Source organism: Actinoplanes sp. ATCC 53533, assembly GCF_003947245.1.
Genome location: NZ_QHHV01000112.1, coordinates 26,807 through 42,358 on the forward strand (window position 1 = coordinate 26,807; position 15,552 = coordinate 42,358).

General features: G+C 68.3%; 13 protein-coding genes. 9 read left to right on the forward strand and 4 right to left on the reverse strand.

From position 1 onward, the window contains the following. Window positions 1-110: 110 nt before the first annotated feature. Window positions 111-542, reverse strand: coding sequence for a hypothetical protein (locus DMB66_RS32760; protein WP_125807991.1), 432 nt, complete (start codon window positions 540-542; stop codon window positions 111-113). 218 nt (window positions 543-760) lie between these two features. Between DMB66_RS32760 and DMB66_RS32765 the strand changes: the two genes are divergently transcribed. Next, entirely contained in the window at window positions 761-2,140 is a 1,380-nt protein-coding gene (locus DMB66_RS32765; protein ID WP_125807992.1) for a tol-pal system YbgF family protein, read from the forward strand. An 89-nt stretch (window positions 2,141-2,229) separates the two neighbouring features. Then, complete coding sequence (locus tag DMB66_RS32770) at window positions 2,230-3,054, forward strand: phosphotransferase enzyme family protein (RefSeq protein WP_199752753.1); 825 nt, start codon at window positions 2,230-2,232, stop codon at window positions 3,052-3,054. A 337-nt stretch (window positions 3,055-3,391) separates the two neighbouring features. Here the strand turns inward: DMB66_RS32770 and DMB66_RS32775 are convergent, their stop codons facing one another. Together DMB66_RS32775 and DMB66_RS32780 are read right to left on the reverse strand one after the other, a co-directional pair. Then, window positions 3,392-3,634, reverse strand: coding sequence for a hypothetical protein (locus DMB66_RS32775; RefSeq protein ID WP_125807994.1), 243 nt, complete (start codon window positions 3,632-3,634; stop codon window positions 3,392-3,394). A gap of 24 nt (window positions 3,635-3,658) precedes the next feature. Continuing rightward, window positions 3,659-4,498: a phosphoribosylaminoimidazolesuccinocarboxamide synthase gene (locus DMB66_RS32780; RefSeq protein ID WP_125808003.1), complete on the reverse strand. Its 840-nt coding sequence runs from the start codon at window positions 4,496-4,498 to the stop codon at window positions 3,659-3,661. Window positions 4,499-4,609: 111 nt separating this feature from the next. On the opposite strand from DMB66_RS32780, the gene DMB66_RS32785 reads away from it, so the two are divergent. The 6 genes from DMB66_RS32785 (at window position 4,610) to DMB66_RS32810 (ending at window position 13,667) form a co-directional block, all read left to right on the forward strand. Next, on the forward strand, window positions 4,610-5,359 hold the full coding sequence (locus DMB66_RS32785) for a GntR family transcriptional regulator (protein ID WP_125807995.1): 750 nt from the start codon (window positions 4,610-4,612) through the stop codon (window positions 5,357-5,359). Between the two features lie 500 nt (window positions 5,360-5,859). Then, the gene (locus tag DMB66_RS32790; RefSeq protein ID WP_125807996.1) at window positions 5,860-6,024 is read left to right on the forward strand and encodes an FxLD family lanthipeptide; all 165 of its coding nucleotides are present in this window, start codon (window positions 5,860-5,862) and stop codon (window positions 6,022-6,024) included. A 69-nt stretch (window positions 6,025-6,093) separates the two neighbouring features. Then, a complete protein-coding gene (locus DMB66_RS32795) occupies window positions 6,094-9,198 on the forward strand; it encodes a lantibiotic dehydratase (RefSeq protein WP_125807997.1) in 3,105 nt (1,034 codons plus the stop codon). Continuing rightward, on the forward strand, window positions 9,195-10,421 hold the full coding sequence (locus tag DMB66_RS32800; RefSeq protein ID WP_125807998.1) for a lanthionine synthetase C family protein: 1,227 nt from the start codon (window positions 9,195-9,197) through the stop codon (window positions 10,419-10,421). The genes DMB66_RS32795 and DMB66_RS32800 overlap by 4 nt, the downstream gene beginning before the upstream one ends. A 34-nt stretch (window positions 10,422-10,455) precedes the next feature. Next, window positions 10,456-12,510 (forward strand): methyltransferase, FxLD system, encoded by a 2,055-nt coding sequence (fxlM, locus tag DMB66_RS32805; RefSeq protein ID WP_125807999.1) that lies wholly within the window; start codon window positions 10,456-10,458, stop codon window positions 12,508-12,510. A 44-nt stretch (window positions 12,511-12,554) separates the two neighbouring features. Further along, entirely contained in the window at window positions 12,555-13,667 is a 1,113-nt protein-coding gene (locus DMB66_RS32810; protein ID WP_125808000.1) for a hypothetical protein, read from the forward strand. 496 nt (window positions 13,668-14,163) lie between these two features. Here DMB66_RS32810 and DMB66_RS32820 read toward each other — a convergent pair whose 3' ends face one another. Further along, window positions 14,164-14,685 carry an NUDIX hydrolase gene (locus tag DMB66_RS32820; protein WP_233625013.1) on the reverse strand — a complete coding sequence of 174 codons (522 nt, stop codon included), beginning with the start codon at window positions 14,683-14,685 and terminating at the stop codon, window positions 14,164-14,166. A 492-nt stretch (window positions 14,686-15,177) separates the two neighbouring features. On the opposite strand from DMB66_RS32820, the gene DMB66_RS32825 reads away from it, so the two are divergent. Further along, window positions 15,178-15,405, forward strand: coding sequence for a sugar phosphate nucleotidyltransferase (locus DMB66_RS32825; RefSeq protein ID WP_125808001.1), 228 nt, complete (start codon window positions 15,178-15,180; stop codon window positions 15,403-15,405). Window positions 15,406-15,552 lie beyond the last annotated feature (147 nt).

A 15,552-nucleotide genomic window follows, 5' to 3' on the forward strand; every position in this document is an offset into this window, starting at 1 on the left:
AAACCGAGGTGGAGGGTCAGAGTGTTGCGGCCTCCAGGAGGCGTTTGGCTCTCCGATGGTGACAACTGGATGTCTCTGCTGTGTGTCAGAGATTTCGATGTCTAGACGATTCAGGCCGTCTGTCTCAACAGGAGGTTCCGAGCCTCGTGTGGCGGCTCTGTCCACTCGATGAACCGTTGCCACAGCTCTTTCGGGGTAGATGAGGAGAGGTCCTTGGTGGCGCGTTCCATCAGCACAGCGCAGTAGATCGCTACCTTGATCCAGCCCAGGTCGAGGAGCAGATCACTCCGAGCGGGTTCGCACGGCCATTGCTGTCCGTCGTAGCTACAAAGCCAGGTCGGGAACCGCACCTGGTGCGCTTGCCGACTGAGTCGCTCGATCACGTCAAGATCGCCGACCGTGGCCCAGAGTAGCGCCTCGGGAAGCTGTTGCATTCGGTTGATCCAGTCGTTGCTGTGGGCCGCTCGACTGGATTCGCTGGTGGATGCGGAACCGAGGCGATCGGCCCCGGAATTGGGCCCTTCGGTGGGAAACTGAGTCATCGCTCGCCTCGCTCGAGAAGGTTCTGAGTCGATGGATGGCATCCGTCGATGTAGATGACGATCTCACTCACGCAATGGTCGAAGAAAGCCGTCAAGGCGATCACTTTTGCCGATCTCCGATGGGATCGGTCCGGGTGATCGGCTCGACCGATTACCCGTTCCATCTAGCCTCGTCGAGGGCTACTCTTCGGCTACGAACCTGACGGTATGGAGTTTCCGTGAACACGACTCGGTCCGACGGCGGCCCGCCGCCGCCGACAACGTGGGAGAACCCGGAGATGCGCCGGGCGCTGCGCGACCACGACCTGGCGTGGGTGTTCCACAAGCTGAAGGGCTGCGGTTACACCCAGCGGAATATCGGCGAGTTGACCCGGCAAAGCCAGTCGGAGATCTCCGACATCATGGGCGGTCGTGAGGTTTTGGCCTATAGCGTGCTTCAGCGCATCGCCGATGGTCTGCGGATTCCACGCGGCTACATGGGCCTGGGTAACTACGACCACGACGAGCACACCCCGGTCGAGGACGCGCTCACCGTGGGGGCCACCACACTCGACGAGGCCGAGGAGATTCGTGAGGCGCTCAAGCGCGCAGCCGAGGTGATGATGGGGACCTCGCTCCCGGAGGCCGCCCGATGGTGGCAGCCGCTTGCCGAGCCTCGCACCCCGGTCCCGGACCGGATCGGTGACGAAGATGTCAACAACGTGGAGTACCTCACCCGGGTTCTGCGGGCCGTGGACTACCAGAACGGCGGCGGAGCATGCCGCGAGGCGGTCATCGCCCAGACCGCGCACGCCCGAGCGATGATGCACTCCGATTGCACCGATGAGGTCAGGAGACGTATCCAAATCGCCGTTGCCGATCTACATAACCTTGCCGGGTGGACGTCATTTGACGTCGGCCTGTACGGCAACGCCCGGCTGCACTTCTCGCTCGCCCTCGAGCAGGCTAAGGCAACTGACAGCCTGTCCCTTGCGGCGAACATCCTCTACCGGCAGGGCCGGGTTCACCTACATCGTGGATTCCTGGACCACGCCCTGCGGTTCTTGCAGCTCGGGCAACTCGCCGCACAGGACGCAGACGACCCGCTGACGGTGGCGATGCTGCACGCGAACCTCGGTTGGACCCACGCCATGATGGGCAACGGCAGCAAAGCTCTCAGTGCGCTGGGTCGGGCCGAGGACGAGTTCGTCCGCGGGGAGGACAACCTACCGGCCTGGGTGGCGTTCTTCGGGGCGGCCGATCTGTCCGCACTCACAGGGATGGTCTACAGCCTGCTGCCCGATGACAAGGATGACAAGGATTACAAGAACGTCGACAAGGCGATCACGTACTTGACGGCCAGCATCAAGGCCCGCGGCGAGGGCACTGCCCGCAGCACGATCTTCGAGCTAACAGCTCTCGGCGCTGCGAAGCTCAACGCCGGAGACCGTACGGGTGGGGTTGCTGACGGCAACCGCGCCGTGGTGCTGGCCGAGCAGGTCCGGTCGGTACGCACGATCGACCGCCTTGACCCTCTGTTGCTCGCTGCACGGGAGCACCCCGACGACGACGGCGCCATAGAGCTCGCACGTCGCATTGCTACCCTTCAGGGAGGATGACAAGCAGGACTTCACCGCCCGGCGCGCGGATCACGGATGAACGGCTGCACGCCGTGCTTGCCGGTGTGCAGACGATGGCTGGCGTCGACGTGACCGGCGTGCAGCTGATCAAATTCACGAACAACGCTGTTTTCGCCCTGCCGGCCGCTGGCGTGGTCGTACGGATCGCCGCATCGGCGACGATAGCCGACCGGGTTGACAAGGTCATCCGGGTCGCCCGCTGGCTTGAGCACGGTGACGTGCCGGCGGTCCGGCTCTTCGACCTGGACCAGCCGCTGATCATCGACGGTCTGCACGTTACCCTGTGGGACGAGGCGGCTAGCGGTGGTCCCGCGCCAACCGGCGGCGACCTGGCGGTCATCCTGCGGCAGTGGCACCAGCTCGCACCGCCCGAAGGTGGCCTGCCAGCGTGGGCTCCGATGGCGGAGATTCGCGGCCGGCTAACCGAACCGGATGGGGTCGGCGCCGGCGACGTGGCGTACCTGCGTGACGAGTGCGATCGGCTCCAGGAGCAGCTCGGCAACCTGTCGTACGATTTGCCGGCTGGCCCGATCCACGGTGATGCGTTCATGGGGAACCTGATCGACGGTGTGGCAGGGGCGGTGATCTGCGATTTTGACTCCAGCTGCGAAGGGCCGCGGGAATGGGATCTGGTCCCGCTCGCGGTCGGCAAGCTGCGATTCGACTACCCAGGCGATGACTACGGGGCGCTGGCTCGTGGATATGGCTTCGACGTGATCAGTTGGCCGGGATTCCCGGTCCTGCGCCGGCTGCGCGAGCTGAAGCTTGTTACCAGTCTCGTCCCGGTTCTCGGCAGCCGCGCTGTGCTGCGCCCGCAGTGGCAGCGCCGTCTGGACACCTACCGCGACGGGAACCAGAAGGCACGCTGGTCGACCTACGTCCGGGCAGCCTGACCTCGCAGCCGACGTGGCAACACGGCCACGGGCCTCGCTCATCCGTCGCGCAACTCGAGAAACCGATGCGCACCCTGCGCCATCTCGCGCCGTGCTGAGGGGTCACGATCCGATCCGCCGCCTGGACGTCTGAGCCAAAGAACTGACATCGATGCGTGGGTGCTTCCTGCGGTTGGTTCGTCGGGTTCGAGGGGATTCCTGCCCGAGACCATGTGGGCGCGTGAGCTGCCGGAACTCCGGTGACTTGTGCCGGCGATGGAGTTGGCTGGTGCTGCTGGTGGCCACGACGCCGGGGCGGGAGTCGGGCCGTCGGGCTGCGACCGGCAGGCGGTTGGCCCTATCGGGTGTCGGAGTCGCGGGCCTCGTGTCGGTCTATCGTGGTCGGCCCGCCGAGCGGGGCGATGCCGAAGGCGCGCAGCAGGGTTCCCGCGGCGCCGGTAGCGACGCCCAGGTGGCCGGTCGCATCGGGCTGCAGGCCCTTGCTCCGCAACAGGTCGCGGACATCGGCGATGAGTTGGTTGGGGTCGTAGCTGTCGTGGTCTGGCCAACGCGCGATCGTAAAGGTGTCAGGAGCGTCCATAGGTCGTCCCTTCGTGCCGTGAGCTCACCGCCAACGCTGGCCGGTGATCCGCTGGTAGACGTCGGCGTACCGTTCTTGCGTCGCTGCGACGATCTGGTCGGGCACCTCCGGTGCTGGGGGTTTCTTGTCCCAGCCGGTGCCGGCTGCCCAGTCGCGGACGAACTGCTTGTCCATCGCGTGCTGGGCCCGGCCGGGCTCCCATTGGTCGGCGGGCCAGAACCGGGACGAGTCGGAGGTGAGTAGCTCGTCGGCGAGCGTGAGGGTGCCGGTGGCGTCCCGGCCGAATTCGAGTTTCGTGTCGGCGATGATGACGCCGCGGTCGGCGGCGATGGCTGCTCCGCGGCCGTAGACCTCGAGGGTGATGCGGCGCAGCTCTTCAGCGACGTCCGCGCCTTCCTGGGCGACCACGTCGTCGAAGGTGATGAACTCGTCGTGGACGCCGGGCTCCGGTGGGGCCTTGGTGGTTGGCGTGAAGATCGGCTCAGGCAGTCGGGAGCCTTCGATGAGCCCGCCTGGAAGTGGCACGGCGGAGACGGCGCCGGTGGCCTGATATTCCCGCAGTCCGAGCCCGGCGAGGTAGCCGCGGGCGATGCATTCGACCTGGAGCATGCTCAGCCGTCGGCAGCGGATAGCGCGCCCGGCCCACTCGGCTGGCACGTCCGTGGCGGAGATGACGTGGTTCGGCACGAGGTCGGCGAGCTGGTCGAACCACCACAGCGATAGCTGGGTGAGGATCTTTCCCTTGTCAGGGATCGGGGTGGGTAACACGACGTCGTAGACCGACACCCGGTCCGAGGCGACCAGGACGAGGTCGTTGCCATCGGCGTAGACGTCGCGAACCTTGCCCGAGTGGATCAACTGCACCAGCGGACCTCGCATCCTGTCGGGCGGGGCCACCGCCCCTCCTACCTGCAGCGGAGTCACCATACCTTACAGTTCACGTTATAGAACACGACCTCTGTAGGGAGAGTCCTGGTGTCACCGAGCGTCGACCGCCAACCGCCGCCGTACCAGCAGATCGCTGATCACTATCGCCGTGAGATCCGGGAAGGCCGGCTCAAGGACGGCGATCAGCTGCCCTCGGCGCGTCAACTTGCCACTGATTGGAAGGTGGCTCACGCCACCGCGGCGAAGGTACTGGCGACACTGCGCGCCGAAGGGCTGGTGCGGACCACCCAAGGTGGCGCCGGCGGCACGTTCGTCGACGTGCAGAAAGTTGGCACACCGGCGCGGGACTGGATGCTGTCGACGCGGCGAACCGGGAACATCTACGCCAAGGGCATGTACGCCAAGATCGTGGCCGCCGAGCTCGTGGAGGCCCCTGACGAGGTCGCGGAAGCCTTGGGCGTCCCGGCCGGTTCCCGGGTCATCCGGCGGCAGCGCGCCACCTACCGCAACGACAAGCCGGCCTCGACGTCGACCAGTTGGTTCTCCGGAGCTTTGGCCGACGCCGCACCGGACCTGCTCGTCGCGGAACGCATCAAGGTCGGCACGGCCGGATACATCGAGCAACGGACAGGCCGCGTCATGACTTCCGGGCGCGACCAGGTGGCCGCAGGTGTCGCCGACGCCGCAGTCGCCGAGATCCTCGGTGTCGAGGTCGGCAACCCGGTCCTGCTGGGCCGCAACTGGGTGCTTGACCGCGACGGGGAAACCATCGAGTTCGGCGAGTCGGTCGCGCTGGCCGGCAGGTGGCAGACCTACGAATACGAGATCAACGGCTGACGTTCGGCGTCAGTCTCACTCGTTAGCTCAATCGGACATTTCGCGACGGTAGCCGTCGGTCCTTGCGGCCGGCGGCTACTGCTTTTCCGTGTGTTCGCCCAGTTCTGAGTGCCGGCGGGGCAGTTGGCGGGTCGTGCTTGTGCGGCGATCGCCACTGCGCCCATTCACCACTGCGTGCACGTGATCTGACGGAGCGTGTTGACCGCGTTATAGAACGCGAACTATGGTCCTCGATATGCCCAACCAGCGACGAGGCACATCGAGCTTTCGTCATCCCCCAGAGAACCCGGGGGATCGAGGTTGGGCGGACGGCAACCGGACGTTGCGTCCCAAGGGCGGCCTCGGCCGCTACGGCGCGGCGCCTCAACTGTCCAGCCGGTCACCTGCCCAAGGTCGTGTCACAGGGCTGGCCCGGTTTCGTCGCCCGGCAGGCGTCCGCAGCCGGGTTCGCAGCGAGCGCTGCTTGGTCGGTGTTCGCGTCCTGTGGAGAGGAATCCCCAATGATCACCTCAGACCTGTCGCTGACCTCAACCGCGGCAAGCAGTGCCGCCGACGACGGCGACTTCGAGCTCGACGTGAAGATCGTCGAGGCCGGACCGGGCCGGCTGGCGCTGCTGGCGGACACCGACGACAACTGTGACACCAAGAAGCCCGGCGACTGCTGACCCTGACAGTCCGTCCCCGGTAGCCATCCCGGGGGCGGGCCACGGACTAGCCGTCCAGGAGAGGAACTCGTGGTGAAGGCACTCGCCGAGTACCGGCCCGCCGACGCGGCACTGTGGCGTGTCAGCGCCTTCGGCTCTACCCCGGCCGCTTCCTGGCCCGGCCGCGACGGCAGCAGGGATCAATGGCGAGCATGGATCGCGAAGGTGTGGGCGTGTCCCGGTGTCGCGGAGGCGATCACGCAGGCGTCACCCGTCCTCACCGAACAGGTCCTCGCCGTCCTCGACGGCAGCACCCGCGAGGACCGTCGCTGGCAGAAGATCGGGTATGCCCTGGCGCGGTACGTCGTGCGGATGCGGGGCCGCGCGACGCCGTTCGGGCTGTTCGCCGGTGTCGCACCGCTGCGGTTCGGCCTGGTTACCGCCGCGGACGGTGACGAGGACCGGACCCAGGTGCGGTTGCGGGCCAACGGAGAATGGGTTGCCGCGGTCATCGCCACCATTGAGGCCACGCCAGGGCTGGTGCGGCGTCTGCAGGTCACCGCGAACGACCTGGTGGTGGTCCGCGGCCGGCGCCTGCATGTGGAATGGCAACCGCACGGCGGCGACCCGAACCTGTCGCGGCCTCTCGAGGTGTCGCTGCGGTACACCGCTCCGGTCGCCTTCGCTCTCGTGCTCGCTGAGCACCCGATCGCGGTGGCCGACCTGGCTGGCAAGGTCCAGGAGCAGTTCCCGGCCGCAGACGTGCCCACGGTGGAGTCGCTGATCCAGCAGCTGGTTGCCGCCGGCGCCCTCATCACCCAGCTGCGGCCACCGTCGACGGACATCGACCCGCTGGGACATGTGCTGCGCGTGCTGGATGCCATCGACCTGTCCGCGGAGCCTGCAACCAGCGGTATGAGCAGGGCACTGCAGGCGGTTCACACCCTGATCAGCCGGGACGCAGCGTCCGACGGTCGATCTCGGGCCCGGCTCGCCGCGCGGATGCGGGCGATCACCTCCAGCCCGGACCGGCCGCTCGGCATCGATCTACGGGCGGGCGGAACCCCGACCGTGTCCCGGCATGTCGCCGCCGAGGCCGCGAAGGCTGTCCAGACGCTGCTGCAGCTGAGCTGGGCCCCCACCGGCCTGCCGGCCTGGCGCGAGTACCACGACCGCTTCCTGCAGCGGTACGGCGCCGGTGCGCTGGTGCCGGTGGCGGATCTCGTCGACCCCGCGGCCGGCCTCGGCTACCCACGGCATTTCGCCGCCTCGCCGGCTCCCGCCGCGGTGCCGTGGGCGACACGCGACGAGCGACTTGCCCGGCTGGCGCAGCAGGCCGCCCTCGACGGTGTCACCGAAGTCCACCTTGCCAGCACTGATGTGGCTGCGCTCGCCGGTGTCGATGACGACAATCACCGTGGCCGCAGGCGCTCCTGGCCCGCTCATCTCGATGCGACAGTCGAGGTTCGTGCCGTCTCCCCGGCCGCCGTCGACCGGGGCGATTTCACCCTCACGGTCAACGGTTTGGGCCGCAGTATCGTCGCGCTCAGCGGCCGCTTCCTGGACCTGATACCCGGGCACCAGGAGAACCTGCTGGCCACCGTAGCGACCATTGTCGACGGGGCAACGCTCGCACAGTTGTCGTTCCCGCCGCGCCGGCCGGCCGCCGAGACCGTCACCCGGGTACAGCAGGTGCTCCCGACGGTGATCAGCGTCGGCGAGCACCGCCCCGATGCCGGGAACACGATCCGGGTGCGGGACCTGGCCGTCACCGCCGACCTCGACCGCATGTACGTGGTGACGCTGACCGGCCGGCAGATCATCGAACCGGTCGTCACGTCCGCCGCGGCACCGCACACCATGCCGCCGGTCGTGCGGCTGCTGCTGGAGATCCCCAGAGCGACCGGTCCTGCGCTCAGCCTGTTCGACTGGGGAGCCGCGGCGCACCTGCCGTTCCTGCCGCGGCTGCGGTACGGGCGAACGATCCTGTCCCCGGCCTGCTGGCACCTGTGCCCTGACGTCCTGCCCGGCCCGGATGTGCCGCCCGGCCGGTGGGAGACAGCGTTCGGCCGCCTGCGGGAGCGGCTCCGGCTGCCGGGCCATGTTCTCGTCGGCGACGGGGACCAGCAGCTGCGGCTGAGGCTGGACGAACCGATGGACCAGGCCCTGCTGCGGGCGCACCTCACCAGAGCAACCGACCCGGTCATGATCACCGAAGCCGCCGGTCCTGATGAGTTCGGCTGGTGCGCGGGCCGCGCACACGAAATCGTCGTTCCGCTCGTCCGCACCGGTCCCGGCGCCCGGCCGGGCATCGTGCGGCGACTCGGCCATCGGCCAATCGTCGGCCGCGAAGACGGACACCTGCCCGGTACCGGAGTGCTGTTCGGCAAGCTGTACGGACCACCGGAAGCCTTCTCGACGATCATCTGCGATTACCTACCGCAATTGGTCGACGAGGACGACGGTGGGCGGTGGTGGTTCGTCCGGTACCGCGACCCGTATCCGCACCTGCGGATACGGCAGACAACCGATGACTTCGGCCGTGACGCCGCCCGGCTCGGCCGCTGGGCTGCGCAACTTCGGCGGCTACGCCTGGCCGGTGACCTGGCCCTGGACACCTACCGGCCGGAAACCTCCCGGTACGGCACCGGCCAGGCACTGCAAGCAGCCGAGAACCTGTTCGTGGCCGACTCCGCTGCCGCCGCCGCCCAACTGGCCGCGTGTCGCGGGCCCTGCGACGACGCCGACGCGATCACGGCGATCAGTCACCTCGACCTGCTCACAGGCCTGCTCGGCACCCGGGACGCAGCGATCCGGTGGCTCCTCGACCGCGCGGACCTGGTGCCCCGATCCGCCGGCCACAGCCGCGAAGCGCGGCGGCGGGCGCTCACCCTCGCCCGCGTCGACGACACAGATCCCCGCGACCCCTTCGACTTGGCAGGCGTGGTCGGCGGCGCGCGGATCACCGCCGCGTGGCAGCACCGCCGCATCGCCGCCCGTGACTACGCTTTTCGGCTGGCCGCAGACCCCGCCGCGCCAGCTGCGGACGAAGTCGCCAGGTCACTGCTGCACCTGCATCACAACCGGGCTGCGGGCATCGGCCCGGACAGCGAGGCCCGGATCTACCACCTGACCCGCGCGATCGCGCTCGCCACCGCAGCACGTAGCACCGCAGCCACACCGGGCCGGTCATGACGCGTGCAGGTACCGACCTCATGCAGGACTGCGCCGCCGCCAGCCGTCGCCTCCTCGCCGGCGCCGTGCCCCCGAGATCCGCCGAGGACGACGGGGTAGCACGGTGGTGGCTGCCTCAATCGCTGTCGCGAGGGGCGGCGGGCATCGCGGTAGCGCACGCGGTCCACGGCGACACCCACCAGGCCCACCGTTGGCTTACCCAGGCCGTCGCCGGCGGGGCCACCATCGGCGACGGCTGCGGACTGTGGTTCGGTGCACCGGCGGTCGCGTTCGCCGCCGCGACCACGAACCCGGACCGCTACCGCACCGCCCTGGCACGCCTCGATGCCGCCGTAGGCCGGCTCGTCCGTGCCCGGCTCGCATCCGCGGCAGCCCGGATCGAGGCGCGGACCCGGCCGCCGCTCGGTGAGTTCGATCTCGTGAACGGACTGACCGGTCTCGGCGCCTACCTGCTCCTCCGTGACCCCAACGGCCCGCTGCTTCGTGATGTCCTCGCCTACCTGGTGCGGCTCACCGAGCCGGTGCCGGCCGATGATGACGGCGGCACCGACCTGCCGGGCTGGTGGACCGACGACGCCCCGTCGGTCAACTCCCCGATCCGGGGACACGGCAATCTCGGGATGGCACACGGGATCACCGGCCCGCTCGCGCTGCTCGCCCTGGCCGCACGCCGCGGGATCACCGTGCCCGACCACGCCACCGCGATCGACCGGATCACCAGCTGGCTCAACTCATGGCAACAGCAACACCCTCCGGGCGGCATGTGGTGGCCGAAGTACGTCAGCCTGGACGACGTCCGCACGGGCCAGCCGTCACAAACGAGCCCCGGTCGGCCGTCGTGGTGCTACGGCACACCCGGCATCAGCCGGGCGCTGCAACTGGCAGCGATCGCCCGCGGTGACCAGGCCCGGCAGCACGCCGCCGAGCAGGCCCTGATCCGGTGCGTGACCGACCCCGCCCAGCTCGCCGAGCTCATCGACCCCTACCTGTGTCACGGGTGGGCCGGTGTCGCCGCCACCGTCCGGTACGCGGCCGCAGACGCCTGCACCGCCGACCTGGCCGCCGCCCTGCCCAGGCTGACCGCGGCGTTGCTCGACACCGCCGGACCCACCGCCGGCCAGCCGCCCGGACTGATCACCGGCACTGTCGGCATCGCCGTCACCCTGCACACCATCACCGCCGAGACGGCACAGCCATGGCCGACGTGTCTGCTGATCAATTGACCGTCGCAGCATCCACCCGAAAGGCCCGTCGAGAATGACCCACGACAGCACCACCGGACCGGACTGGACACAGGTCAACATCACCTGCGCCAGCCGTCAGGACGCCGAGCACGTCGCCGTCACCGCGCTGCGCCCGGTACTCACCGACGCGCAGACAGCCGGATCGATCGCCGGATGGTGGTTCATCCGCAAGGGCAGCACCTGGCGGCTACGGCTGGGGTCACCTGCAGCCGGATTCATCGACACCCTGATCAAAGGCCTCGCGACGCAACCAACGGTCACCGCGTGCACCGCGACGATCTACGAGCCGGAGATCGAGGCGTTCGGCGGACCCGAAGCCATGGCAGCAGCCCACCGGCTGTTCGCCACTGACAGCCGGTTCGTCCTCGAACACCTCGCCGCGGCAGGCGGCACCTACCGCCGAGAGCTACCCTTCGTGCTCGGCGTCCGGTTGATGCGCGCCGCAGGCCTCGAATGGCACGAGCAGGGCGACTGCTGGGCGCGCCTGGCCGCCGAACGTACGGCCGTCGCCGACGGCGAACCCCCAGCCCACCTGGTCGCCTCTGTCGAGCAGCTGCTGTTGTCTGCGGCGGACGCTCCCGGCAGCCCGCTGAGCGCCGCGCCCGCATGGGCCACCGCCGTACAGGAAACGGGCCGTCGTCTCGCGGAACTCAACGCAGCTGGGACACTGACCCGTGGCCTGCGCGCCGTGATCACCCATCACCTGATGTTCCTGTTCAACCGACACGGGGTCTCCGGCGCAGACCAGTACCAGCTCGCCACCGCGGCACGCCACGCGGTCTTCGACTCACCGGGTGAAATCCGGGACACCGCCAGCAACACCACCGCCAGCAGCGGCGGCCCCGCTAGCCTCGGCGCGGTGACCGACACCCACACCACCCACGCCGACAACAGCGCCCGTCTCCGCCACGAACTCGCAGACTGGATCAAAGGCCGCGGCACGTTCCGCACCCCCACGGTGGAAACCGCCTTCCGCACCGTGCGCCGGGAACTGTTCCTCCCCGATGTCCCCCTGGATGTGGCGTACGGCCGCACCCCGGTCGTCACCCGCCGCGACGACGCCGGCATGTCACTGTCGTCGGCATCCGCCCCGAACATGGTCGCGACCATGCTCGAACAACTCACCGTTCACCCCGGCCAGCGCATCCTCGAAATCGGCGCGGCCACCGGCGTCAACGCCGCGCTGCTGGCCGAGCTCACCGGCGTAGACGGCACCGTCGTCACGATCGAGTTCGACCCGGCATTCGCCGCCAGCGCCGCCGAGCACCTCACCGCCGCCGGATACCCCCACGTGACCGTCATCGCCGGCGACGGCGCGCTCGGACACCCCGACCAGGCCCCGTACGACCGGATCATCATCACCGCAGGCGCGTTCGACCTGCCACCGGCATTCTGGAACCAACTCACCCTCACCGGCCGGATCGTCGTCCCGCTGCGGCTACACGGCAGTGGCCTGACCCGCTCGCTCGCGTTCAACCGCACCGACGCCGGGCGGCTCGTCGCCGACGGCGCGGTCGTCTGCGGGTTCGTCCCGATGCGCGGCATGACCGAACGCGACGAGCAGCGCATCAACCTCACCGACGACGTCGTGTTCCGGGTCGAATCAACCGACCAGCCGGACCCGGCCGCGCTCACCGACGGGTTCGGCCAGACCCGTCACGAACAATGGACCGGCATCACCGCCCGCTACGACCACGACCCGGCCGACCACCTCGACCTGTGGCTGCTTACCCACGCCACCGCCCGGTTCGGCCGGCTGGCTGTCACCGCCGAGGCCCGCTCGGCGGGAATCGATCCGGCTCGCCGGTGGGGCGGCGCCGCCCTCTACGACGACGGCACGGTCAGCTACCTCGTCACCCGAGACCTGAGCGACGACGTCGCCGAACTCGGCGTGGTCGCCTGCGGCCCCCAGCACAGCACGCTCGCTGAAACCACTGTCAACCTGCTGGCCGAGTGGGACAAGTCCCGTCCGGGTCAGCCCACCGTCACCGCGTACCGCAACCCCGACTCGGTCAGCACCGCACGCTACTTCGCGCGCCCGAACACCACTCTCACCGTCACGTGGTGAGGTCACCGATCTGATCCACCCCCTTCCAGGGCAGGAGCGGAACCATGCCAGCAACCACTCGACCGGCACCAGAACTCACCGACCTCGCCGTCCGCCGATTTCCGCTCCTGCCCCGATCCAAACCCCTGTGCCGGTCCCTGCCCGAACGCGTCGAACGAGTCCGGCGGAACGCCGAAACTGCACAGCACCATCGGTCAATCGATCACGCCGCCAAGGCCCTCAACCTGGCCGCGCTGATCTACAGCGACTGCGCGATGCCGGACGCCGCCCGGGCGCTGTGCTGGCGGCAGTTCGAGGCCTTCACTGGCGGCGGCCCGTACGACGAACCCACCGCGAAGACCGCCATCCAACCACTGATCAACATCGGCCGGCTCCACACCAGAGCCGGCAACGGCAGCGCCGCCTACCACGTGCACAAGGCCATGTTCGAAGCCGTCCGCCGCAACGCCCCCACCACGATCGACGGCCGGGCTGTCGATCTCGGCGGCATCGCCCGACCCGGCGATGCCCGACGCGCACTCGTCGAGGCGTTGTGGATGGTGCTGCTCTCCGACGGCCTCAGAGCCCTCTGCCGCGCCGGCAGGTGGGATCAGGCCCAGCAGCAGGCCCGAGCCCACCACGGGATCGGTGACCGGCTGCTGGACGGTCGACAGATCGCGATCATCGCGGCAGCCACCAGCGGCGGTCACCGCGAGGCGCGAACGCTGATCGACACCGCCGTGGTGACCGATCCCTGGGAACTCTGCGTCGCCGCGTGCCTGAGCGTTCTCGCCGGCAGATTCGGTGGCGCCGACATCAACGCAGACGTCGAAACGATGCTGTGTGCCTATGACGCGCTGGATGCCCCACCCGAACACACCGTCTTCCTCATGCGGGCTGGCCTCGCCGTCATCGCTCTCGCCAGCAATCACGATACCCAAGCCGTGGTCGGCAAAATCGAACAGATCATCGCAGGCGACCTGGACGCCTACCCGGCAGCGGAACTGCTCACACAGTCTCCGGCGCTGCCTCTCAGCCGCAATATCGGTACCGCCCTCACCGAGACGGTCGCCGCCGCAGGTCTTGGACAGCGCGTTCCCGGCGATCTCGATGCAACTCTCACCACGGCAGCGGACGCCGCGACCGACGCCCTCAGACATGTCATCTCGACCCGCTGACAACCCACGCGCTTGCGGTCATCTACCACGAGGTCGAACCCGCAGTGACGAAGTCCGTGGAGATCCGCGCCGGACGAACGCGTCGCCACCCGCCTCATCCACACCTACTGGCTACCGCCGGGCCACCGGCAACGGCAGGAAGCCAGCACTTCCCCCTCGCGAGCCTTCAGGGCTTGCCTGAGCCGGTTGCCTTGAAAGCGGGCACGGCCGGTTCCAATCAGGGGGCGCGGCCCTGGCGCAGCAGTGCGCCGGCCTACCCGACGAAACCTGGTTCGGGACTATCACGAAGCAAGCCATCCGCCGGGGCACGTTCACCTTGGTCAACGCCCTGATCTACCGCATCCGCGCCTACATCGAGCACTGGAACACCGATCCGGAACCGTTCGTCTGGACCGCCACCGCCGGCGAGATCCTGGCCAAGGCCCACTAGGTGAAGACCGGCGTCAGACAACTCGTCGACAACAACGCCAGGTAACACAACCAGAGTCACGCGACACTAGGCGAACACGGTGCGTGCTGCGGTGGGCATGCACACCATCGTGATGCCGTCGCGATCCAACAGTTCATCGATCTCTGCCTGATCGAAACGAGCGACACCCGCATCATTGAGGATCCGCATGACCGTCGGATGCGGACGCACGACCGCTGGATCACCCTGAACGATCTCACCAACCCCCTCATCGGTGGTGGCCAGGGTCGGCACCGCCACCGGACTGCCAGCCAGGAATGCAAACATGATCACGTGGTAGGCGCCGCTGCGCGACTGCCCGCGCATCTCGTACACGCCGGTCAGCGTCACCTTGTCGATCCGGCACCCGGACTCCTCCAAGGTCTCGCGCCGCGCAGCGTCCGGCAGCGACTCCCCGAACTCGACCTGGCCGCCCGGCAACAGCCAATGCCCGGCGTAGGGACCCCGCTGCTGATGGACAAACGTGATCGTCGCATCCGCACCCGGCACGATCGCCAAAGCTGCCGTCCGCACCGTGTCGTATCCACTCACCGGCTCTTTCGCCTCCACGCCAGCGGCTCCGCCAGGAAGCCCTGCCCTTACCGATCGGCGACTCTGCCGACCGGCCCAGGGCACGGTACACCCGCAGACACATCCCGCCAGACACCCGCATCCCGCGCCACGCGACACCCAACAAACGGTGGACCACGGCAACCGCGACCATCTCCACAACACTCATTGCACTGCGCGTACCGGGCCACGCTGACCCGCTCGCGCAGGTCGCCAGTGTCAAGGCGCCGACGTGCCGCCCGCCGTGCGTACCGGGGCCCAGCCGACCGCAGAATCACCCAAAAGGTGACTACACGTGACCAGCGGCGCGGCCGCAACACGGTAACCGCATGCGCCGTCGAAGGCTGGCACATCACCCGCGCTCAGCCGCAAGTGGCTGCTCCGTCGGCGTCCTCAGTGCGCTGATCTCGACTGGATCTTCGACAGGTACGCCTGCACGAAAGTGCCGCAGCCGGCGGACTTCTCCGCCGTATCCGAGGGACGCTCGTGTCCATGGCAGCAGGTGAGCACAGCAATCTGCGTAACCAGGACGCCCAACAGAACCCCTTAGCCGTCACCGAGCACGACGCTCGGTGCATGCAGACGAATGGTGAGCGCATGAAGGCCATCATCATCATCATCGGGGGCATCGGCAGCAGGTTATTTCCGGTAGGGAAATCCGTGAACAAAGCAATGATTCCGATCTTGAACCGGCCGGTCGTCGCCTACGCGATCGGATGATGGCGCCTCAGCCGGACAACAGGAGCTGGGCCGGTAGGCGACAACATCCGCTCGCCTGGAAACATTCGCCTCGGCCGGTCAACTGGTTCGCGCCGGCGCGGTCACCGCTCGCGAGATGCGGTGTCCGACGAGTCGCTCGGCCGTGGA